Source organism: Streptomyces sp. TRM49041, assembly GCF_008271805.1.
Lineage (GTDB): Bacteria > Actinomycetota > Actinomycetes > Streptomycetales > Streptomycetaceae > Streptomyces.
This window is the reverse complement of sequence record NZ_VSRY01000150.1, coordinates 20,472-42,155: the sequence shown is the minus strand read 5'-3', so window position 1 is coordinate 42,155 and position 21,684 is coordinate 20,472. Positions and strand designations below refer to the sequence as shown.

The 21,684-nt window shown below is 71.3% G+C and carries 17 protein-coding genes; 4 read left to right on the top strand and 13 right to left on the bottom strand.

Features of this window, described 5'->3' with window-relative positions; translation table 11 throughout:
- Window positions 1-4: 4 nt before the first annotated feature.
- Window positions 5-610 carry a CGNR zinc finger domain-containing protein gene (locus tag FVS66_RS22920; RefSeq protein ID WP_149183085.1) on the bottom strand — a complete coding sequence of 202 codons (606 nt, stop codon included), beginning with the start codon at window positions 608-610 and terminating at the stop codon, window positions 5-7.
- Between the two features lie 21 nt (window positions 611-631).
- Here FVS66_RS22920 and FVS66_RS22915 point away from each other — a divergent pair, with 21 nt between their 5' ends.
- Entirely contained in the window at window positions 632-1,087 is a 456-nt protein-coding gene (locus FVS66_RS22915) for a VOC family protein (RefSeq protein WP_149183084.1), read from the top strand.
- A gap of 208 nt (window positions 1,088-1,295) precedes the next feature.
- Complete coding sequence (locus FVS66_RS22910; RefSeq protein WP_149183083.1) at window positions 1,296-2,615, top strand: M28 family metallopeptidase; 1,320 nt, start codon at window positions 1,296-1,298, stop codon at window positions 2,613-2,615.
- Window positions 2,616-2,677: 62 nt separating this feature from the next.
- Here the strand turns inward: FVS66_RS22910 and FVS66_RS22905 are convergent, their stop codons facing one another.
- A complete protein-coding gene (locus tag FVS66_RS22905; protein ID WP_149183082.1) occupies window positions 2,678-3,982 on the bottom strand; it encodes an outer membrane lipoprotein carrier protein LolA in 1,305 nt (434 codons plus the stop codon).
- 146 nt (window positions 3,983-4,128) lie between these two features.
- Window positions 4,129-5,139: a polyprenyl synthetase family protein gene (locus tag FVS66_RS22900; RefSeq protein WP_149183081.1), complete on the bottom strand. Its 1,011-nt coding sequence runs from the start codon at window positions 5,137-5,139 to the stop codon at window positions 4,129-4,131.
- 173 nt (window positions 5,140-5,312) lie between these two features.
- Here FVS66_RS22900 and FVS66_RS22895 point away from each other — a divergent pair, with 173 nt between their 5' ends.
- Window positions 5,313-7,247 (top strand): CocE/NonD family hydrolase, encoded by a 1,935-nt coding sequence (locus FVS66_RS22895; protein ID WP_149183080.1) that lies wholly within the window; start codon window positions 5,313-5,315, stop codon window positions 7,245-7,247.
- 38 nt (window positions 7,248-7,285) lie between these two features.
- Window positions 7,286-8,524, top strand: coding sequence for a fumarylacetoacetase (gene fahA, locus FVS66_RS22890; protein WP_149183079.1), 1,239 nt, complete (start codon window positions 7,286-7,288; stop codon window positions 8,522-8,524).
- Window positions 8,525-8,648: 124 nt separating this feature from the next.
- On the opposite strand, the gene nuoN is transcribed toward fahA, so the two are convergent.
- From nuoN to nuoE, 10 genes are read right to left on the bottom strand one after another with little or no spacing between them, the layout of a single operon-like run.
- Window positions 8,649-10,298, bottom strand: coding sequence for an NADH-quinone oxidoreductase subunit NuoN (gene nuoN / locus FVS66_RS22885; protein WP_149183078.1), 1,650 nt, complete (start codon window positions 10,296-10,298; stop codon window positions 8,649-8,651).
- On the bottom strand, window positions 10,295-11,890 hold the full coding sequence (locus FVS66_RS22880; protein WP_149183097.1) for an NADH-quinone oxidoreductase subunit M: 1,596 nt from the start codon (window positions 11,888-11,890) through the stop codon (window positions 10,295-10,297). Before FVS66_RS22880 ends, nuoN begins: the two co-directional genes overlap by 4 nt.
- A 5-nt stretch (window positions 11,891-11,895) precedes the next feature.
- Complete coding sequence (gene nuoL, locus FVS66_RS22875; RefSeq protein WP_149183077.1) at window positions 11,896-13,836, bottom strand: NADH-quinone oxidoreductase subunit L; 1,941 nt, start codon at window positions 13,834-13,836, stop codon at window positions 11,896-11,898.
- Window positions 13,837-13,850: 14 nt separating this feature from the next.
- On the bottom strand, window positions 13,851-14,150 hold the full coding sequence (nuoK, locus tag FVS66_RS22870; RefSeq protein ID WP_149183076.1) for an NADH-quinone oxidoreductase subunit NuoK: 300 nt from the start codon (window positions 14,148-14,150) through the stop codon (window positions 13,851-13,853).
- Entirely contained in the window at window positions 14,147-14,974 is an 828-nt protein-coding gene (locus tag FVS66_RS22865; RefSeq protein ID WP_149183075.1) for an NADH-quinone oxidoreductase subunit J, read from the bottom strand. Before FVS66_RS22865 ends, nuoK begins: the two co-directional genes overlap by 4 nt.
- A complete protein-coding gene (gene nuoI, locus FVS66_RS22860; protein ID WP_399226091.1) occupies window positions 14,971-15,591 on the bottom strand; it encodes an NADH-quinone oxidoreductase subunit NuoI in 621 nt (206 codons plus the stop codon). Before nuoI ends, FVS66_RS22865 begins: the two co-directional genes overlap by 4 nt.
- On the bottom strand, window positions 15,584-16,948 hold the full coding sequence (gene nuoH, locus FVS66_RS22855; RefSeq protein ID WP_149183073.1) for an NADH-quinone oxidoreductase subunit NuoH: 1,365 nt from the start codon (window positions 16,946-16,948) through the stop codon (window positions 15,584-15,586). The genes nuoI and nuoH overlap by 8 nt, the downstream gene beginning before the upstream one ends.
- On the bottom strand, window positions 16,945-19,488 hold the full coding sequence (locus tag FVS66_RS22850; protein WP_149183072.1) for an NADH-quinone oxidoreductase subunit G: 2,544 nt from the start codon (window positions 19,486-19,488) through the stop codon (window positions 16,945-16,947). Before FVS66_RS22850 ends, nuoH begins: the two co-directional genes overlap by 4 nt.
- A complete protein-coding gene (gene nuoF / locus FVS66_RS22845) occupies window positions 19,485-20,834 on the bottom strand; it encodes an NADH-quinone oxidoreductase subunit NuoF (protein WP_149183071.1) in 1,350 nt (449 codons plus the stop codon). The genes FVS66_RS22850 and nuoF overlap by 4 nt, the downstream gene beginning before the upstream one ends.
- Window positions 20,834-21,673, bottom strand: a complete 840-nt coding sequence (nuoE, locus tag FVS66_RS22840) for an NADH-quinone oxidoreductase subunit NuoE (RefSeq protein WP_149183096.1) — start codon at window positions 21,671-21,673, stop codon at window positions 20,834-20,836. Before nuoE ends, nuoF begins: the two co-directional genes overlap by 1 nt.
- Between the last annotated feature and the right edge of the window lie 11 nt (window positions 21,674-21,684).

Sequence of the window (21,684 nt, the reverse complement as noted above, 5' to 3'; positions counted from 1 at the left end):
AGCATCAGCCGGGGTCCTTCGGAGCCGTGCGGGCGCGGTGGGTGCGGACCTTCTGACGGTTGCCGCAGCGTTCCATGGCGCACCAGCGGCGGCGCCCCGGACGGGACGTGTCGACGAAGAGCAGGAAGCAGTCGTGGGCGCCGCACTCGCGCACACGGTGGGCGTGCGGGCCCGTGAACAGGGCGATGGCGTCGCGGGCGATCGTGGACCGGAGGGCGGCCACCGTGGCGCCCGGTGCCCATTCGCGGTGGCCCTCCGGGGTCATGCGGACGGCCAGGGGGGCGTCGGCGGCGGCCGCGTTGACCACCGCCACCTCCGCGGGCTCCAGCGGCCTGAGGTGGGCGCGGGCGGCGGCGAGGCCGTGGAGGGCGTCACGGAGTTCCCGTACGGCGGGGAGGTCGGCGGGCTCGACGGTGAGCGGCGGGCCCGGGGCGAGCCTGCCGGCCGTCAGCCAGGCGTGCAGGCCGGCCGGGGTGTCCAGGACCTCGTAGCGGGCCAGTGGGCCCGGACCGCCCGTCGTGAGCAGTTCCAGGCAGAGAGCCCCCGGATCGAAGCGATAGGGGCGACCCTCCGGCGTGTACAGGGTCAGTCCTGTTGCTGCCTCGGTCATGTAACCAATATAAACGGTTACATGACCACACTCCACTGGAAGCTTGTGATCGACGCGGCCGACCCGCACGCCCAGGCCGACTTCTGGGCGCAGGCGCTGGGCTATCTGGTCGAGGACAACAGCCCCCTCATCGAGCGGCTGCTGGGCCTCGGACACGTACCGGCCGACCTGACCGTCGAGGCGCACGGCCGCCGCGCATGGCGGGATCTGGCCGCCGTCCGCCATCCGGACGACGCATACGAACCGGAGAGCGGCGCCGGCCTGGGCAGGCGGCTGCTCTTCCAGCGCGTGCCCGAGCCGAAGACGACGAAGAACCGGCTGCACGTCGACCTGCACGCCGGAGCCGACCTCGACCGGGAAGGCGAGGTCGTCCGTCTCGAGGCGCTCGGCGCGTCGGTGCTGCGGCACGTCGACGAACCCGGAGGCCGGTGGACCGTCATGACCGACCCCGAGGGAAACGAGTTCTGCGTTCAGTAGCCGGAAGGCCCGTCCGGTGCCCCGGCAGTACGGTATGCGAACCCGCTTGACCTGTTCATGCCCTTGACGGGCAGTCAAATCGTCGCTGAACATTCAGCACGCACGACGCACAAGTCACGCACCAGAAGCTCCAACGCCCCGCGACCCGACCGTCGCGGGGCGTCTCGCACGTTCCGTCCCATCCCCGTACGGAATTCGGAGCCCCCACATGACACACTCCGCGTCCCGCATACCCAGACGCACCGCGGTGGCCGCCGTACTCGCCCTCGCCGGGCTGCTCGGCACCGGCGCACCCGCCGCCACCGCGGCGCCCGCCACCGCGGCCGCCGCGCCCGACATCCCCGTCGCCAACGTCAAGGCGCACCTCAACCAGTTCCAGTCGATCGCCTCCGCCAACGGCGGCAACCGCGCCCACGGCCGCACCGGCTACAAGGCGTCCGTCGACTACGTGAAGGCCAAGCTGGACGCCGCCGGATTCACCACCACCGTCCAGCAGTTCACCACCAGCGGCTCGGTCGGCTACAACCTCGTCGCCGACTGGCCCGGTGGGGACCCGAATCAGGTCCTCATGGCCGGCGCCCACCTCGACTCCGTCTCCTCCGGGGCCGGCATCAACGACAACGGCTCCGGTTCGGCCGCCGTCCTGGAGACCGCGCTCGCCGTGTCCCGGGCCGACTTCAAGCCCGCCAAGCATCTGCGGTTCGCCTGGTGGGGCGCCGAGGAGCTGGGGCTCGTCGGCTCCCGGTACTACGTCGCCAACCTGCCGACCGCCGAGCGGTCGAAGGTCAGCGGATATCTGAACTTCGACATGATCGGGTCGCCGAACCCCGGCTACTTCGTCTACGACGACGACCCCGTCATCGAGAAGACCCTCAAGGACTACTTCGCCGGCATCGGCGTCCCGACCGAGATCGAGACGGAGGGCGACGGGCGCTCCGACCACGCGTCGTTCAAGAACGTCGGCATCCCGGTCGGTGGGCTGTTCACGGGCGCGAGCCGGACCAAGACGAGCGCGCAGGCGCAGAAGTGGGGCGGTACGGCCGGGCGGGCCTTCGACCGCTGCTACCACTCGTCCTGCGACACCACGTCCAACATCGACGACACCGCGCTCGACCGGAACAGCGACGCCCTCGCGCACGCGGTGTGGACACTGTCCGCCGGGACGACCGAGCCGCCGACGGGCGACACGTACCAGAACACCGCCGACGTCCCCATCCCGGACAACGGTGCCGCCGTGACGTCCTCCGTCACCGTCTCCGGCCGCGGCGGCAACGCCCCTGCCGGGCTGCGGGTCGGCGTCGACATCGTCCACACCTGGCGCGGAGACCTGGTCGTCGACCTCGTCGCCCCGGACGGCACGGCGTACCGGCTGAAGAACTCCAGCGGCGGCGACTCGGCCGACAACGTCCGCGAGACGTACACGGTCGACGCGTCGAGCGAGGCGGCGAACGGCACCTGGCGGCTCAGGGTCCAGGACGTGGCCCGGTACGACACCGGCTACATCAACAGCTTCTCGCTGACCTTCTGAGGCGGGACACGAACCGGGGGCCCACCGGACCTGTGCGGTGGGCCCCCTCGTAGCCGATGTGCCTACTTGGCGGCGTCGTTCGCCGCCGCCACCAGCGCCTGCTCGGTCACGGCGCCGACGTAGACCTTGCCGTCGTCCGTCATCAGGGCGTTCACCAGGCGTGTCTTGAAGACCGTGCCCGAGCCGAACTTCCCGGTGACCTTGCTGCCGAGGCCGTCCAGGAACTGCTGGGCCTCGGGCGGCAGTTCGCTCTGCTTCGGCCCGCCCTGCCTCGGCGCGCCCTGCCCGCCGCCGGCGACGCCGCCGGGTCCGGCCAGCTCGACCACCGTGGTCCAGCCCTCGCCGATCACGTTCAGGCCGTGGAAGTCGTCCAGACCCTCCAGGCCCTCCAGGCCCTCCTCCAGTGCCTTGCGGTCCTTGTCCTTCAGCCCGCCGACCGGCTCGTGCTCGTGCGCGTCGTGAGCGTCGTCCGCCTCCGTCACCTTCGCGCCCTTCGGCGGGGTGAACGTGAACGTGGACGCGTCCGGCTTCGAGAAGTCGACCTTGGTGAAGCCCGCGTCGACCGCGGCCTTGCCGCCCCCGCCGGGGGTGAGTGTGAACTTCAGCGGAACGCCGTTCCGCGCGTCGACCGCGACCTTGATCGAGCCGATCGTCGAGCCGCTCTGCTTCGGCTTGATGACCAGCTGGTACGCGTCGCGCCCGGCGACCCGCGCCGTGCCGTCGACGGTGACCGACGTCGTACCGTCGACCGCCTTGAGCGCCTCGGTGGCGAGCTCCTTGGGCGTGACCTGGGGCGACCGCTCGTCGGCGGCGCCGTCCGCGTCACCGGCCCGGTCGCCGGGCCGGTGGCCGTCCCGACCGCCGTCCTGGTCGTCGTCCTGGTCGTCGTTCTTCTCGTGGACGACCTCGTTCGCCTTGCTGTCGTACGCCCAGACCTCTCCCCTGTTGTGGATCAGGGTGTACTCGTCGTCATCGTCCTGGATCGTCAGCCGCTGCCTGTCCGGGCCGTCGGCCGCGACCCGCAGCGTGTGCGTACCGGACGCCAGCTCCATGAGCTTCGCGTCGGCGGACGCGGCCGCGTCGGTGTCGCCGCCGATCAGGTCGCCGAGCCCGGCCATCGCCGGAAGTCCGAGGTCGGTGCTGACCTTCAGCGTGCCGGACATCTGCTGGACGTCCGACGCGGCGATCTTCTCGATGAGCTCCTGTGCGGTGATCTTCGGCAGGTCGGGGTCACCGGAGGCCGCGAGCGCCGGGACGAGCCCGATGGTCGCCGCCGCCACCCCCGCCACCGCGACCGGAACCCCGTACCGCGCCAGCTTCGCGCGAGCGGGCCGCGTGGTCTGTGCGTCGCTGTCGTTCGGTGCCATGTCTGCGCTACCTCCGTGGTGTGGTGGTAACAATCTGACCAAACCAGCACTCCTGAGGCGTCAGACCGCGGCATCAACTTGCCGTACCTCTCAGGGATGACCCGGCATCAGGGTCCTCCCCCATCCGGGACGTCGGCGCCCCGGACTCAGCCCGCCCGGTGCACCACCAGGTCGCACAGCTCGGCCAGCGCTGCCTTCGCGTACCCGTCCGCCAGCGGGGCCAGCATCGCCCGCGCCTCCTGCGCGTACCGCACCGTGTCACGGCGGGCCAGCTCCAGCGACGGGTGGACGCGCAGCCGGCGCAGCACCTCGGCGTGCCGGGCGTCGTCCGTCAGGTCGCCGTCCAGCAGCTCGACCAGCTCAAGGTCCTCGGCCCGCCCGTGCTGCTCCGCCAGGGCGCGCAGATGGAGGACCGGCAGCGTGGCGATGCCCTCGCGCAGGTCGGTGCCGGGAGTCTTGCCGGACTCGTGCGAGTCGGACGCGATGTCCAGTACGTCGTCGGCGAGCTGGAACGCCACGCCCAGCCGCTCGCCGTACTGCGTCAGCACCTCCACGACCCGCTCGTCGGCGCCCGCCATCATCGCGCCGAACCGGCCCGACACGGCGACCAGCGAGCCGGTCTTGCCGGCGATGACGTCCAGGTAGTGCTCGACCGGGTCGTGGCCGTCGCGCGGGCCCGCGGTCTCCAGGATCTGGCCGGTGACCAGGCGCTCGAACGCCTCCGCCTGGATGCGCACCGCCTCGGGGCCGAGATCCGCCAGGATGTGTGAGGCGCGCGCGAAGAGAAAGTCACCCGTCAGGACGGCGACCGAGTTGCCCCAGCGGGTGTTCGCGCTCTCCACACCGCGCCGGACGAGCGCCTCGTCCATCACGTCGTCGTGGTACAGCGTGGCCAGGTGGGTGAGCTCGACCACCACGGCGGCGGGCACGACGCCCGGCGCGTGCGGGTCGCCGAACTGCGCGGAGAGCATCACGAGCAGCGGGCGGAACCGCTTGCCGCCCGCGCGCACCAGGTGCTGGGCCGCCTCCGTGATGAACGGCACCTCGCTCTTGGTGGCATCGAGGAGTCCAGCCTCGACAGCCGCCAATCCGGTCTGGACATCGGCTTCGAGAGCCTGGTCCCGCACGCTCAGCCCGAACGGCCCGACTGCGGTCACGAGGGGTTCTCCTGTCTGCTGACGATCACACGGATTGTCGATGTGTCGCTGGATTCACTCACGTCAGCGTATCCGGTCCCGTTTGGATCGCCGTGGGCACCTTCCCGCCACCCCCGGTATGTTCGTGATCAGTGCGTACGACCGAAATGAAACGGTGGAGGAGGTCCGCTTCCATGCCCGTCCGCACCTCTTTCCCCTACGAGACGGACCACGCGGACGTCCGCATTCCGCTCCCCGACGGAACCGGGCTGTACGCGCGGGTCTGGCGGCCCCTGACCGAGGCCCGGGTACCCGCGCTCCTGGAGTACGACCCGGGCCGTCTCACCGACGGAACGGCACCCCGCGACGCCCAGCGCCACCCCTGGTACGCGGGCCACGGCTACGCCTCGGTACGGGTGGACCCGCGCGGCCACGGCAACAGCGAGGGCGTTCCGCACACCGGCCAGGACGCGGACGCGCGCGACGCCCTGGCGGTGGTGGAGTGGCTGGCCGGCCGGCCCTGGTGCACGGGCCTGACCGGCCTCTTCGGCCTGGGCCCGGGTGCGACCACGGCCCTCCGGGCGGCGGCGCTCGCACCGGAGCGGGCGGTCGCGGCCGTCGTCGCCGTCTGCGCCTCCGACGGGCACGGCTCGGGCGGGCACGTCTCCGGCGGGCACGTCTCCGGCGGGCACGTCTCCGGCAGGCGCCGCCCCGGCGGGCACGGTGGCTTCGTGGCGCCCGGCGCCGAAGCCGTGGCGCGGCTCGCGCACATGGCCCGGCCGCCCGATCCGCTGTACGCGGGCGACGCGTGGCGCGAGCTGTGGGTACGGCGGCTGGAGGCCCTGGAGCCGTTCGGCGACGAGGTGCCCGCGCCGCTCGACCACGGGGCTGTGCGCGCCCCGGTCCTCGCCGTCGGCGGGTGGTACGAACCGGACCGGGACACCGTCCTGCGGCTGGTCGAGCGCCTGCCGGGCGGCCTCGTACGCGGAATCCTGGGGCCGTGGCCGCAGCGCTACCCCGACCGGGGCGAGCCGCCCGGGCCCGCGATCGGGTTCCTCCAGGAGACCCTGCGATGGTGGGACCACCATCTGAGGGGAAGCGAGAACGGCGTCATGGCCGAGCCGCTCCTGCGCTCCTGGCTCGGTGACGGCTGGGGGGCCGACGAGGCGTGGCCGTCCCCGCACGTCACGCCCGTCACATACGCGCTCCAGGGCTCCCCCGTCATCGTCCGCTCGCCGCTCCACACGGGCATGGACGCCGGGCGCTTCACCCCGCGCGGCGGCGACGCCGACCTGCCGCCCGACCAGCGCGCCGACGACGCTCACGCGGCGTGCTTCGACTTCCCCGTTCCGGCGGACGGAGCCCCCGTCGAGATCCTGGGCCGACCGCTGGTCCGCCTCGACCTCCAGCCCGCGGCACCCGCCGTTCGGCTGACCGCCCGCCTCTGCGACGTGGCCCCGGACGGCGCCTCCACGCTGGTCACCCGCGGCGCCCTCCGGGCGGGCGGCGCACCGGGCACGTACACCTGCGAGCTGGGCGCCGCCGGGTACACCTTTCGGCCGGGCCATCGTGTCCGGATCGCGGTCTCCTCGGCGTACTGGCCCTGGGTCTGGCCCGAACCGGAGGCGCGGGCCGGCTTCACGCTCGACCCGGCCGGCAGCTCCCTCCGCCTCCCCGTCCGCGCCCCGGCCCCCGGTGACGCCGCCGTCGTCTTCGGACCGCCCGAGCAGGCCCCGCCGCTGGGCGTGGCCGTCCCGGCCATGCTGGACGGCCGGCGGCCGCCGCTCGTGCTCGCACGGGACGTGGCCCGCGGCGCGTGGCGGCTGGAGGCCGATCCGTGCGGCGACGAGCACGGCACCGTGCGCGAGTACCCGGACGGCCTGGAGCTCACCGAGGAGGCCCTGGAGACATACGAGGTCGACGCCTCCGGCCCGCTCTCCGCGCGTGTGCGCGCCGACTGGCGGGTGCGGCTGCACCGGCCCGAGCTGCCCTGGGACGTGACCGTGGAGGTGCGCTCCGAAACCGGCCGGGTCGACGACACGCTGCTGACCTCCATGGAACTGGTGTGCCGCGAGGGTGACGAGGTCCTCTTCCACCACACCTGGGAGAAGCGCCCGGCTCGGTCGTAACGTGTCCCCCACACACGTGGAAAGCGAGGCAAGCACCGATGCCCGAGCAGCCCGAACAGAGCCCGCTCGACCTGGCCGAAGGCGATCCCTTCGGCCCGCACAACCTCCCGTACGGCGTGTTCTCCACCGCCGGCGAACCCGGGCGCCGCAGGGTCGGCGTACGGATCGGCGGCCATGTGCTGGACACCGGGGCCGCGGCCCACGCGCTGGGTTCGCCGTACGCGAGCCTCCTCGCGCAGCCGTCGCTCAACCCGCTGATGGCGGCGGGCCGCACGGTGTGGCGCGATGTGCGCCGGGCGCTCACCGCGTGGCTGACGTCCCCGGCCCACCGCTCCGACGTCGAGCCGCTGCTGCATCCGCTGGACGCGGTCACGCTCCACCTGCCGTACGAGGTGGCCGACTACGTCGACTTCTACGCGAGCGAGCATCACGCGTCCAACGTGGGCCGGATGTTCCGCCCGGACGGTGAGCCGCTCACGCCCAACTGGAAGCACCTGCCGATCGGCTACCACGGCAGGTCCGGCACCGTCGTGGTCTCGGGTACGGACGTGGTGCGGCCGTCGGGACAGCGCAAGGCCCCGGCCGACGCGGCGCCCGTCTTCGGCCCGTCCACGAAGCTGGACATCGAGGCGGAGGTCGGCTTCGTCGTCGGCACGCCGTCCGAGCTGGGCCGCCCGGTGGCGCTCGGCGACTTCCGGGAGCACGTCTTCGGGCTGACGCTCCTCAACGACTGGTCGGCGCGCGACATCCAGGCGTGGGAGTACGTGCCGCTGGGCCCGTTCCTCGGCAAGTCGTTCGCCACGTCGGTGTCGGCGTGGGTGACGCCGCTGGAGGCCCTGGACGCGGCCCGCGTGGCCCCGCCGGCCCGGGACCTCCCGGTGCTGCCTTACCTGGACGACTCGGGCGAGGAGGAGCCGGGCGGCTTCGAACTGCACATCACGGTGCGGATCAACGGCGAGGTGGTGGCCGAGCCGCCGTTCTCCACCATGTACTGGACGGCTGCGCAGCAGCTGGCGCACATGACCGTCAACGGCGCCTCGCTGCGTACGGGCGACCTGTACGGCTCCGGGACGGTCAGCGGCCCGGAGGTGCACCAGCGCGGCTCGCTGCTGGAGTTGACGTGGAACGGGCGGGACACGCTCGATCTGACCACCGGCAAGCGGACGTTCCTGGAGGACGGCGACGCGGTCACGCTCACGGCGTGGGCGCCGGGCCCGGACGGGACGAGGGTCGGGCTCGGCGAGGTCACGGGCCGTATCGCCCCGCCCGCGCTGTGACAGCCACCATGTGACAGCCACCGTGTGACACCCGTCGCGTGACCACAGCCGTGGGAACGGCCCGGCACCCTGCTCCGGGTGCCGGGCCGCGCGACTTCCCGACGGCTGCGTACGTGAGGCCCCGCTACCGGACGAACACGCCCGCCTGGCCCGCCAGGTCGAGGAAGTACTGCGGGGCCAGGCCCAGCACCAGCGTCACCACGACGCCGAGGCCGATCGCCGTCGACGTCAGCGGCGACGGCACAGCGACGGTCGGGCCCTCCGGCTTCGGCTCGCTGAAGAACATCAGCACGATGACCCGGATGTAGAAGAACGCGGCGATCGCCGACGCGATCACACCGACCACGACCAGGGCGCCCGCGCCCCCCTCGGCCGCCGCCTTGAACACGGCGAACTTCCCGGAGAAGCCGGACGTCAGCGGGATACCGGCGAGGGCCAGCAGGAACACCGCGAACACCGCCGCCACCAGCGGTGAACGCCGCCCCAGCCCGGCCCACTTCGACAGATGGGTCGCTTCGCCGCCCGCGTCCCGCACCAGCGTGACGACCGCGAACGCGCCGACCGTCACGAAGGAGTAGGCCGCCAGGTAGAACAGCACCGACGAGATGCCGGACGGCGTGGCCGCGATGACCCCCGCCAGCAGGAACCCGGCGTGGGCGATCGACGAGTAGGCGAGCAGCCGCTTGACGTCGGTCTGTGTGATGGCGACGATCGCGCCGCCCAGCATGGTGATGATGGCGACGCCCCACAGGACGGGCCGCCAGTCCCAGCTGAGCCCCGGCACCACCACATACAGCAGTCGCAGCAGCGCGCCGAACGCCGCGACCTTCGTGGCCGCCGCCATGAAGCCGGTGACCGGGGTCGGGGCGCCCTGGTAGACGTCGGGTGTCCACATGTGGAACGGCACGGCACCCGCCTTGAAGAGCAGCCCCATCAGCACCATCGCGAAGCCGATGAGCAGCAGTACGTCATTGCTCATGGTGGCGGCGAGTGCCGGGTCGACCGTGCCGACGGCGCCGTCCACGACGTCCGCGATCCGGGCGTACGAGACGGAGCCCGCGTAGCCGTACAGCAGGGCGATGCCGAACAGCAGGAACGCGGAGGCGAACGCGCCGAGCAGGAAGTACTTGACCGCGGCCTCCTGCGACATCAGCCGCTTGCGGCGGGCGACGGCGCACAGGATGTACAGCGGCAGCGAGAAGACCTCCAGCGCGATGAAGAGCGTCAGCAGGTCGTTGGCCGCCGGGAACACGAGCATGCCCGTGATCGCGAACAGGATGAGCGGGAACACCTCGGTCGTGGTGAACCCGGCCTTGACCGCCGCCTTCTCCTGGTCGCTGCCCGGCACGGCGGCGGCCTCGGCGGCGAACGAGTCGACCCGGTGCCCGTGCCGGGCCGGGTCGAGGCGCCGCTCGGCGAAGGTGAACACCGCGACGAGCGACGTCAGCAGGATCGTGCCCTGCAGGAACAGCGCGGGCCCGTCGACGGCGATGGCGCCCATCGCGGAGATCTGCGCCTTGGTGGTGCCGTGGCCCGTGACGGCGAGGCCGATGACGGCGGCGAACGCGGAGGCGAGCGCCACGGTGCTCAGGAAGAGCTGGCTGTGGTAGCGCGCCCGGCGCGGCACCACGGCCTCCACGACGATGCCGAGGACCGCCGCGCCGACCACGATGAGGACCGGGGCGAGCATGGCGTACTCGATCTTCGGCGCGGGGATCTCGCCGAGCGGCTGGGCCGCCGTCGTCCACAGGCTGTGGAAGTCCGTTGTGCTCACTTGGCCGCCTCCACATCGGGCCGGGGGTCCGTCTGCTGTACGTCGGACATGGTGTGCCGCACCGCCGGGTTGACGATGTCGGTCAGCGGCTTCGGGAAGACGCCGAGGAAGAGGAGCAGGGCGATCAGCGGGGCCACCACGGCCAGTTCACGCGGCCGCAGGTCGGGCATCGACCGGACGTCCTCCTTCACCGGACCCGTCATCGTCCGCTGGTACAGAACCAGCGTGTAGAGCGCGGCGAGCACGATGCCGACCGTGGCGACGATGCCGGCGACCGGGTACCGGGCGAACGTGCCGACCAGCACCAGGAACTCGCTGACGAACGGCGCGAGACCCGGCAGCGACAGCGTCGCCAGGCCGCCGATGAGGAAGGTGCCTGCGAGAACCGGCGCGACCTTCTGCACACCGCCGTAGTCGGCGATGAGCCGCGACCCGCGCCGCGAGATCAGGAAGCCGGCGACCAGCATCAGCGCCGCAGTCGAGATGCCGTGGTTGACCATGTAGAGCGTGGCGCCGCTCTGGCCCTGGCTGGTCATCGCGAAGATGCCCAGGATGATGAAGCCGAAGTGGGAGATCGACGCGTACGCGATCAGACGCTTGATGTCCCGCTGGCCGACCGCGAGCAGCGCCCCGTAGACGATGCTGATCAGCGCGAGGACGATGATCGCGGGCGTGGCCCACTTCGACGCCTCCGGGAACAGGCCGAGGCAGAAGCGGAGCATCGCGAACGTGCCGACCTTGTCGACGACGGCCGTGATGAGCACCGCGACCGGCGCCGTGGACTCGCCCATGGCGTTGGGCAGCCAGGTGTGCAGCGGCCACAGCGGCGCCTTCACCGCGAACGCGAAGAAGAAGCCGAGGAACAGCAGCCGTTCCGTGTTCGTCGCCATGTTCAGCTCGCCGCTCGCCCGGGCGGCGGCGATCTCGGTGAGCGAGAAGTTGCCCGCGACGACATACAGCCCGATCACCGCGGCCAGCATGATGAGGCCGCCGACCAGGTTGTAGAGGAGGAACTTGACCGCCGCGTACGACCGCTGGGCGGCCGCCTTCTCGTCCGTGCCCGCGTGGGCGCGGTCGCCGAAGCCGCCGATGAGGAAGTACATCGGGATCAGCATGGCTTCGAAGAGGATGTAGAAGAGGAAGACGTCGGTGGCCTCGAAGGAGAGGATCACCATCGCCTCGACCATCAGGATCAGCGCGAAGAAGCCCTGAGTGGGCCGCCACCGCTTCGACCGACCCTCGGCGGAGCCGCTGTCGGACACCGCCAGGGGGTCCGCGTCGTGCCACCCGGCGAGGATGACGAACGGGATGAGCAGGGCGGTGAGGGCGATCAGCGCGACGCCGATGCCGTCCACGCCCAGCTCGTACCGGACCCCGAAGTCCTTGATCCAGGCATGCGACTCGGTGAGCTGGTAGCGGGCACCGCCCGGGTCGAAGCGCACCAGGACGGTCGCCGCGAGGGCGAGTGTGGCGAGTGAGAACAGCAGCGCCAGCCACTTGGCGGCGGTGCGCCGCGCGGCCGGGACGGCGGCGGTGACGATCGCACCGACAGCCGGCAGCGCCGCCGTCACCGTCAGAAGAGGAAAGGACATCGCGGTCACACCGCCCTCATCAGCAGGGTCGCGGCGATCAGCACCGCAGCACCTCCGAACATCGAGACCGCATAGGAGCGGGCAAAGCCGTTCTGCAGCTTGCGCATCCGGCCGGAGAGACCGCCCATCGTCGCGGCCGTGCCGTTGACGACCCCGTCGACGAGAGTGTGGTCGACATACACCAGGGAGCGGGTGAGGTGCTCACCGCCGCGGACCAGGACCACATGGTTGAAGTCGTCCTGGAGCAGGTCCCGGCGGGCCGCGCGGGTGAGCAGCGAGCCGCGTGGGGGGGCCACCGGCACGGGCCCGCGCCCGTACTGCGCGTACGCGATCGCGACACCGATCAGCAGGACGACGATCGTCGACGTGGTGATCACGGCGGCGCTGACCGGCGGGTGCCCGTGGGCGAACGAGGTGACCGGCTCCAGCCAGTTCACGAAGGCGCTGTTCAGCGAGAACAGGCCGCCCGCGAAGACCGACCCGAAGGCCAGCACGATCATCGGGATGGTCATGGACCGGGGTGACTCGTGCGGGTGCGGCATCTCGCCGGGCTTCGCCTCGACGCCGGGCTCGACGCTGGGCGCCTTGTCCGGGTCGGGCGCCGGCTGCCAGCGCTTCTCCCCGAAGAACGTCAGGATCATCACGCGGGTCATGTAGTACGCGGTGATGCCGGCGCCGAGCAGGGTGACCGCGCCGAGGATCCAGCCCTCGGTGCCGCCCTTCGCGAACGCCGCCTCGATGATCTTGTCCTTGGACCAGAAGCCCGACAGGCCGGGGAAGCCGATGATGGCCAGGTAGCCGAGGCCGAATGTCACGAACGTGATCGGCATGTACTTCCGCAGGCCCCCGTACTTACGCATGTCGACCTCGTCGTTCATGCCGTGCATCACCGATCCGGCACCGAGGAACAGCCCGGCCTTGAAGAAGCCGTGCGTCACCAGGTGCATGATCGCGAAGGCGTAGCCGATCGGGCCGAGCCCGGCCGCGAGGATCATGTAGCCGATCTGCGACATCGTCGAACCGGCCAGGGCCTTCTTGATGTCGTCCTTCGCGCAACCGACGATCGCACCGAAGAGGAGCGTGACCGCGCCGACCACCACGACCGCGAGCTGCGCGTCCGGCGCCGCGTTGAAGATCGCCCCGGAGCGGGTGATCAGGTAGACGCCGGCGGTCACCATCGTCGCCGCGTGGATGAGCGCCGACACCGGGGTCGGACCCTCCATGGCGTCACCGAGCCAGGACTGGAGCGGCACCTGCGCCGACTTGCCGCACGCGGCAAGCAGCAGCAGCAGCCCGATCGCGGTCAGCGTGCCCTCCGACGTCTCACCGGTCGAGCTCAGCACCGGCCCGAAGGCGAACGTCCCGAACGTGGTGAACATCAGCATGATGGCGATGGACAGACCGATGTCACCGACCCGGTTGACCAGGAACGCCTTCTTCGCGGCCGTGGCCGCGGTGGGCTTGTACTGCCAGAACCCGATGAGGAGGTAGGAGGCGAGGCCGACGCCCTCCCAGCCGAAGTACAGCAGCAGATAGTTGTCGGCGACGACCAGCAGCAGCATCGCCGCGAGGAACAGGTTCAGATAGCCGAAGAAGCGGCGTCGGCGCTCGTCGTGCTCCATGTACCCGATCGAGTACACATGGATGAGCGTGCCGACACCGGTGATGAGCAGGACGAACGTCATCGACAGCTGGTCCAGCTGGAAGGCGATGTCCGCCTGGAAGCCCTCGACGGGGACCCAGCTGAACAGCCGCTGGTGCAGGGCCCGGTCGTCCGCGCTCTTCCCCAGCATGTCGGCGAAGAGCACCGCGCCGATGACGAAGGAGGCGGCCGCCAGCAGCGTGCCGAGCCAGTGCCCGGTCCTGTCGAGCCGTCGGCCGCCGCACAGCAGGACGGCCGCTCCGAGCAGAGGCGCCGCGACGAGCAGCGCGATCAGATTCTCCACGATTCAGCGACCCCTTACAGCTTCATCAGGCTGGCGTCGTCGACCGAGGCCGAATGGCGGGTACGGAACAGCGACACGATGATCGCCAGCCCGACCACGACCTCCGCGGCGGCGACGACCATCGTGAAGAAGGCGATGATCTGGCCGTCGAGATTGCCGTGCAGCCGGGAGAAGGCCACCAGCGTCAGATTGCAGGCGTTGAGCATCAGCTCCACGCACATGAACACGACGATCGCGTTACGCCTGATCAGCACCCCGGCCGCGCCGATGGTGAACAACACGGCGGCGAGATACAGGTAGTTGACGGGATTCACTTGGCCGCCTCCTCTCCGTTCCGCTTCCGCCCCAGCCGCTCGTCGGAGCGCTGCTCCAGCGCCTTCAGCTCGTCCAGCGCCTGCGTCGACACGTCGCGGATCTGGCCCCGCGCGCGCAGCGTCCGGTTGACGGTCAGCTCGGACGGGGTGCCGTCCGGCAGCAGACCGGCGATGTCCACGGCGTTGTGCCGCGCGTACACACCGGGCGCGGGCAGCGGCGGGAGCTGCTTGCCCTCGCGTACGCGCTGCTCGGCCAGCTCACGCTGGGTGCGGGCCCGCTCGGTGCGCTCGCGGTGGGTGAGCACCATCGCGCCGACCGCGGCCGTGATGAGCAGCGCGCCGGTGATCTCGAAGGCGAAGACGTACCTGGTGAAGATCAGCGCCGCGAGGCCCTCGACATTGCCGCCCGCGTTCGCCACTCCGAGACCGTTGAAGGTCTCCAGCGAGGCCCGGCCGATCCCGGCGCTCAGCAGCACACCGAAGCCGAGTCCGCACAGCGCGGCCAGCCAGCGCTGGCCCTTGATGGTCTCCTTCAGCGAGTCCGCGGCGGTGACACCGACGAGCATCACGACGAAGAGGAACAGCATCATGATCGCGCCGGTGTAGACGACGATCTGCACGATGCCCAGGAAGTACGCGCCGTTGGCGAGGTAGAAGACCGCCAGGACGATCATGGTGCCGGCCAGGGACAGCGCACTGTGCACGGCCTTCTTCATCAGTACGGTGCCCAGCGCGCCCAGCACCGCGACCGTGCCGAGCAGCCAGAACTGCACGGCCTCACCGGTCGAGGTGGTGTAGGCGGCGGCCAGCGTGAGCGCGGTCATGCCCCGACCACCTTCTCGGACGCGGGTTCGTTCTCACCGAAGTCCGACGCGGCTTCCTGCGGCGGCTGCTCGCCCTTGCCGGCGGCGGCCTGCCGCTCCGTGCCCGGTGCCGCCTCGGAGACGAGGCCCCGGTAGTAGTCCTGCTCGTCCATCCCCGGGAAGATGGCGTGCGGCGTGTCGACCATGCCCTCCTCCAGACCCGCGAGGAGCTGCTCCTTGGTGTAGATCAGGTTCTCGCGGGAGGTGTCGGCCAGTTCGAACTCGTTGGTCATCGTCAGCGCCCGCGTGGGGCACGCCTCGATGCACAGCCCGCAGAAGATGCAGCGGGCGTAGTTGATCTGGTAGACGCGGCCGTACCGCTCGCCCGGCGAGTAGCGCTCCTCGTCGGTGTTGTCCGCGCCCTCCACGTAGATGGCGTCGGCGGGGCAGGCCCAGGCGCACAGCTCGCAGCCGACGCACTTCTCGAGCCCGTCGGGGTGACGGTTGAGCTGGTGCCTGCCGTGGAAGCGGGGCGCTGTCGTCTTCTGCTGCTCCGGGTACTGCTCCGTCAGCCGCTTCTTGAACATGGCCTTGAAGGTCACGCCGAAGCCGGCCACCGGATTCTGGAAATCAGACACGGTCCGTCTCCTTTCCGTCACTCCCAGCGTCGGGGCCGCCACTGACAATCAACTCGCGATCACCCCGCGGCCTTCGGCGCGGCACCGGCGGCAGGGTCTGTCCGGGCAGCGGCGGGACCGGGAACCCTCCGGCCATGGGATCGAACTCGCCTGCCTGGGCGGCCTCCTCGGCCTCGCCCTCTGCCTTCTCCCGCCGGTCGCGGAACATGTCGGCGACGAAGGAGAGCAGCAGCACCGCGAGGACGGCCCCCGCGACGTACAGCACGATCGACTGGAACGCGACGTTCTCGTTGCGCAGGGCGCGCACGGTCGCGACGAGCATCAGCCAGGTGACCGCGACGGGGATGAGGACCTTCCAGCCGAGCCGCATCAGCTGGTCGTAGCGGACACGGGGCAGCGTGCCGCGCAGCCACACGAAGCAGAAGATGAACACGACGACCTTGCCGACGAACCACAGCATCGGCCACCAGCCGTGGTTCGCGCCCTCCCAGAAGGCGGAGATCGGGTACGGGGCCCGCCAGCCGCCCAGGAACAGCGTCACCGCGATCATCGACACGGTCACCATGTGGACGTACTCGGCGAGCATGAACATCGCGAACTTGATGGAGCTGTACTCGGTGTTGAACCCGCCGACCAGGTCTCCCTCGGACTCCGGCATGTCGAACGGCGCCCGGCTGGACTCGCCGACCATCGTCACCATGTAGATCAGGAACGACACCGGCAGGAGGACGGCGAACCAGCGGTCCCCCTGGGCGTCCACGATGGCCGAGGTCGACATCGAGCCGGCGTAGAGGAACACCGACGCGAAGGCGACACCCATGGCGATCTCGTACGAGATGACCTGGGCGGCCGAGCGGATACCGCCGAGCAGCGGGTACGTGGACCCGGACGACCAGCCGCCGAGGACGAAGCCGTACACACCGAGCGAGCCGATCGCCAGGATGTAGAGCATGGCCACCGGCAGGTCGGTGAGCTGCATGGTGGTCCGCGTACCGAAGATGGAGATCTCGTTGCCGGCGGGGCCGAAGGGGATCACGGCGACGGCCATGAAGGCGGGGATCGCGGCCAGGATCGGCGCCAGGACGTAGATGACCTTGTCCGCGCGCTTGACGACCACATCCTCCTTCAGCATCAGCTTCACACCGTCGGCGAGCGACTGGAGCATGCCCCAGGGGCCGTGGCGGTTGGGGCCGATGCGCCGCTGCATCCAGCCGACGACCTTGCGCTCCATCACGATGGAGATCAGCACGGTCAGCATGAGGAAGGCGAAGCAGAAGACCGCCTTGAGAGCCACGAGCCACCAGGGGTCGCGGCCGAACATGGAGAGGTCCTCGGCCGCGAGGAGGGCCGGGTTCATGCTCGCACCTCCGACGATTCCGACGTGTCCGGTGAGTAGGGGGAGCCCGGGGTGCCCGGCGAGGCCGGGACCGGGGCCGGGGCCGGGGCGATGCGGACCAGGCGCCCGGGCACCGTGCCCAGGTCGGACAGCGCACCGCCGCCGGTGGAGTTGAGCGGCAGCCACACCACCCGGTCGGCCATCTCCGTCACCTGGAGCGGCAGCCGTACGGAGCCGGCCGGGCCGGTCACCTCCAGGAGGTCGCCGTCCTTGACGCCGGTCGCCGCCGCCGTGTCGGCCGAGAGGCGGGCGACGGCGGCGTGCCGGGTGCCGGCCAGCGCCTCGTCGCCCTCCTGGAGGCGGCCACGGTCGAGGAGCATCCGGTGACCGGCCAGGACGGCCTCGCCCTCACCGGCGCGGGGCAGCGGCCTGCCGGACTCGGCCGGGTCGCCTGCCCGTTCCCCGGCCCAGGCGCCGAGCCGGTCCATCTCGGCCCGTACGGCCCGCAGGTCCGGCAGCCCGAGGTGCGTGTCCATCGCGTCCGCGAGCATCTGCAGCACGCGCGCGTCGGTCGGGGGCAGCGCGCTGGTCATCTGCTCGGGCTTCAGCGCGGCCTCGAACATCCGCACCCGGCCCTCCCAGTTGAGGAAGGTGCCGGCCTTCTCGGCGACCGCCGCGACCGGAAGCACCACGTCCGCCCGCTCGGTGACCTCGCCGGGCCGCAGCTCCAGCGACACCACGAACGCCGCGTCGAGGGCCTCACGCGCGCGGGCCGGGTCCGGCAGGTCGGCCGGCTCGACGCCCCCGACGAGCAGTGCGCCCAGCTCACCGGTGGCGGCGGCCTCCACGATCCGGCCGGTGTCGCGGCCGTACCGGTCGGGCAGTTCGCGTACGCCCCAGACCGTGGCCGTCTCCTCGCGGGCGCGCGGGTCGGTGGCCGGGCGCCCGCCGGGCAGCAGCGACGGGATGGCGCCCGCCCAGACCGCGCCGCGCTCACCGGCCCGGCGCGGGATCCACACCAGTTCGGCGCCGGTCGCGTTCGCGGCCCGTACGGCGGCGGTCAGCGCGCCGGGTACGCCCGCGAGCCGCTCGCCGACGACGATGACGGCGCCCTCCGCGCGCAGGGCCTCCGCCGCGGCGGCGCCCGCCCCGTCGAGTCCGGTCCCGGCGGCCAGCGTGTCGAGCCACTCGGTCTCGGTGCCGGGGGCGGCCGGCAGCAGCGTGCCGCCCGCCTTCTCCAGGCCCCGGGTCGCGTAAGGCGCCAGCCCGTACGTCGCCTGGCCGTGCTTCCGCCACGCCTTGCGCAGCCGCAGGAAGACGCCGGGCGCCTCCTCCTCGGCCTCGATCCCGGCGAGCAGCACCGCCGGGGCCTTCTCGAGCGCGGCGTACGTGACCCCCGCTCCTCCTCCGAGGTCCCGGCCTCGTCCGGCGACCCTGGCGGCCAGGAAGTCGGCCTCCTCGCTGCTGTGCACGCGCGCGCGGAAGTCGATGTCGTTGGTGTCGAGGGCCACGCGCGCGAACTTGGCGTACGCGTACGCGTCCTCGACGGTCAGCCGGCCGCCGGTGAGAACACCGGTGCGGCCCCGGACCAGTCCGCGTGCCGCGGCGTCCAGGGCCTCGGGCCAGGAGGCCGGCTCCAGGGTGCCGTCGGCGCCGCGTACCAGGGGCGTGGCGAGGCGGTCGCGCCGCTGGGCGTACCGGAACGCGAAGCGTCCCTTGTCGCACAGCCACTCCTCGTTGACCTCCGGGTCGTCGGCGGCGAGCCGCCGCATGACCTTGCCGCGCCGGTGGTCGGTGCGGGTCGCGCAGCCGCCCGCGCAGTGCTCGCACACCGAGGGGCTGGAGACCAGGTCGAAGGGGCGCGAGCGGAATCGGTACGCCGCCGAGGTGAGGGCGCCGACCGGGCAGATCTGGATGGTGTTGCCGGAGAAGTACGACTCGAACGGGTCGCCGTCGCCGATGCCGACCTGCTGGAGCGCGCCCCGCTCGACGAGTTCGATCATCGGGTCGCCGGCGATCTGCTGGGAGAAGCGGGTGCAGCGGGCGCAGAGCACGCACCGCTCGCGGTCGAGGAGCACCTGTGTGGAGAGTGGTACCGGCTTCTCGTAGGTCCGCTTCCTGCCCTCGAACCGGGAGTCGGCCTGGCCGTGCGAGACGGCCTGGTTCTGCAGGGGGCACTCGCCGCCCTTGTCGCAGACGGGGCAGTCCAGGGGGTGGTTGATGAGCAGCAGCTCCATCACGCCGACCTGGGCCTTCTCGGCGACTTCGGAGGTGAGTTGAGTCTTCACCACCATGCCGTCCGTACACGTGATCGTGCAGGAGGCCATGGGCTTGCGCTGGCCCTCGACCTCGACGATGCACTGGCGGCAGGCACCGGCCGGGTCGAGGAGGGGGTGGTCGCAGAACCGTGGGATCTCGATGCCGAGCTGTTCGGCGGCGCGGATGACGAGCGTCCCCTTGGGCACGGAGATCTCGACGCCGTCGATGGTCAGCGTGACCAGGTCTTCCGGCGGCACCGCCGGTCCCGCGCCTCCACCGGTGGAGGACGTGGTGACGGTCATGCGTTCACCTCCACGTGGTTGTCCGCCCAGGCGGTCGACTTGGCCGGGTCGAAGGGGCAGCCCTTGCCGGTGATGTGCTCCTCGTACTCCCCGCGGAAGTACTTCAGGGAGGAGAAGATCGGCGAGGCGGCGCCGTCGCCGAGGGCGCAGAACGACTTGCCGTTGATGTTGTCGGCGATGTCGGCGAGCTTGTCGAGGTCGGTGAGCCGTCCCTTGCCGGCCTCGATGTCCCGCAGCAACTGCACCAGCCAGTACGTTCCTTCACGGCAGGGGGTGCACTTGCCGCAGGACTCGTGGGCGTAGAACTCGGTCCAGCGGGTCACGGCGCGGACGACGCAGGTGGTCTCGTCGAAGCACTGGAGGGCCTTGGTGCCGAGCATCGACCCGGCGGCGCCCACGCCCTCGTAGTCGAGGGGCACGTCGAGGTGCTCGTCGGTGAACATCGGCGTCGACGAGCCGCCCGGGGTCCAGAACTTCAGCCGGTGGCCGGGCCGCATGCCGCCGCTCATGTCGAGCAGCTGGCGCAGGGTGATGCCGAGGGGGGCCTCGTACTGGCCGGGGGCGGCGACATGGCCGCTGAGCGAGTAGAGCGTGAAGCCGGGGGACTTCTCGCTGCCCATCGACCTGAACCAGTCCTTGCCGCGGCTCAGGATCGCGGGAACCGAGGCGATGGACTCGACGTTGTTCACCACGGTGGGGCAGGCGTAGAGGCCGGCGACCGCAGGGAAGGGGGGACGCAGCCGGGGCTGGCCGCGGCGCCCTTCGAGCGAGTCGAGCAGCGCGGTCTCCTCACCGCAGATGTACGCGCCGGCGCCGGCGTGCACGGTCACGTCGAGGTCGAGCCCGCTGCCCATGATGTTCTCGCCGAGGTAGCCCGCCGCGTACGCCTCGCGTACGGCCTCGTGGAGACGGCGCAGGACGGGGACCACCTCGCCGCGGAGATAGATGAAGGCGTGCGACGACCTGATCGCGTAGCAGGCGATCACGATGCCCTCGATGAGGGAGTGCGGGTTGGCGAAGAGCAGCGGGATGTCCTTGCAGGTCCCGGGCTCCGACTCGTCGGCGTTGACGACGAGGTAGTGCGGTTTGCCGTCGCCCTGCGGAATGAACTGCCACTTCATTCCGGTGGGGAAGCCCGCACCGCCGCGGCCGCGCAGGCCGGAGTCCTTGACGTACGCGATGACCTCGTCGGGCGTCATGGCGAGGGCCTTGCGCAGTCCCTCGTACCCGTCGTGCCGCCGGTAGGTGTCCAGGGTCCAGGAGTCCGGCTGGTCCCAGAAGGCGGACAGGACCGGTACGAGCAGCTTCTCGGGGCTGGTCTCCCCGATCTCGGGTGCCAAGGTCATCACTCCCCCTCCTCGCTGACCGGGCCCGCCGGGTGCTCCGGGTCCGACGCCGAGGTCTGTTGTGGTGCGTCGTGCGAGCTGAGGTGGTCGGAGCCGGGCATGGTCTCGTCGTGCGATGCCTTCCCGCGCGGGCCGGCCCCGGTGGTCTCGCCGCGCGGGTGGACGACACGGGGCGGGAGTGCCTCGCCCTTGGCGAGTTTCAGGCCGATCAGCGAGGCGGGGCCCGCGCCGCCGGTCGCCTCGACGACGCCCGGCCGGGTGTCGGGGAACCCGGCGAGGATGCGGGCGGTCTCCTTGAAGGTGCACAGCCGCGCGCCGCGCGTGGGCTCCACGGGGCGGCCGGCGCGCAGGTCGTCGACGAGCCGCCGGGCGCTGTCCGGGGTCTGGTTGTCGAAGAACTCCCAGTTGACCATCACGACGGGCGCGAAGTCGCAGGCGGCGTTGCACTCGATGTGTTCGAGGGTGACCTTGCCGTCCTCGGTGGTCTCCTGGTTGCCGACGCCGAGGTGCTCCTTGAGCTCCTCGAAGATGGCGTCGCCGCCCATGACCGCGCAGAGCGTGTTGGTGCAGACGCCGACCTGGTAGTCGCCGCTCGGCTTGCGCCGGTACATGGAGTAGAAGGTGGCGACCGCGGTGACCTCGGCGGAGGTCAGCCCGAGCATCTCGGCGCAGAAGCGCATGCCGGTACGGGTGACGTGTCCTTCCTCGGACTGCACGAGGTGCAGCAGCGGCAGCAGCGCGGACCGGGAGTCGGGGTAGCGGGCGATCACCTCCTCGGCGTCCGCCTCCAGCCGGGCGCGTACGTCGGCGGGGTAGTCGGGGGCGGGGAGTTCGGGCATCCCCAGCTGGA

Coding starts and splice junctions, on each gene's coding strand:
- FVS66_RS22920 (WP_149183085.1), bottom strand. CDS start 610: ATGACCGAGGCAGCAACAGGACTGACCCTGTACACGCCGGAGGGTCGC.
- FVS66_RS22880 (WP_149183097.1), bottom strand. CDS start 11,890: ATGTCCTTTCCTCTTCTGACGGTGACGGCGGCGCTGCCGGCTGTCGGT.
- FVS66_RS22905 (WP_149183082.1), bottom strand. CDS start 3,982: ATGGCACCGAACGACAGCGACGCACAGACCACGCGGCCCGCTCGCGCG.
- FVS66_RS22915 (WP_149183084.1), top strand. CDS start 632: ATGACCACACTCCACTGGAAGCTTGTGATCGACGCGGCCGACCCGCAC.
- fahA (WP_149183079.1), top strand. CDS start 7,286: ATGCCCGAGCAGCCCGAACAGAGCCCGCTCGACCTGGCCGAAGGCGAT.
- FVS66_RS22865 (WP_149183075.1), bottom strand. CDS start 14,974: ATGACCGCGCTCACGCTGGCCGCCGCCTACACCACCTCGACCGGTGAG.
- nuoH (WP_149183073.1), bottom strand. CDS start 16,948: ATGAACCCGGCCCTCCTCGCGGCCGAGGACCTCTCCATGTTCGGCCGC.
- FVS66_RS22910 (WP_149183083.1), top strand. CDS start 1,296: ATGACACACTCCGCGTCCCGCATACCCAGACGCACCGCGGTGGCCGCC.
- FVS66_RS22850 (WP_149183072.1), bottom strand. CDS start 19,488: ATGACCGTCACCACGTCCTCCACCGGTGGAGGCGCGGGACCGGCGGTG.
- FVS66_RS22895 (WP_149183080.1), top strand. CDS start 5,313: ATGCCCGTCCGCACCTCTTTCCCCTACGAGACGGACCACGCGGACGTC.
- nuoE (WP_149183096.1), bottom strand. CDS start 21,673: ATGCCCGAACTCCCCGCCCCCGACTACCCCGCCGACGTACGCGCCCGG.
- nuoF (WP_149183071.1), bottom strand. CDS start 20,834: ATGACCTTGGCACCCGAGATCGGGGAGACCAGCCCCGAGAAGCTGCTC.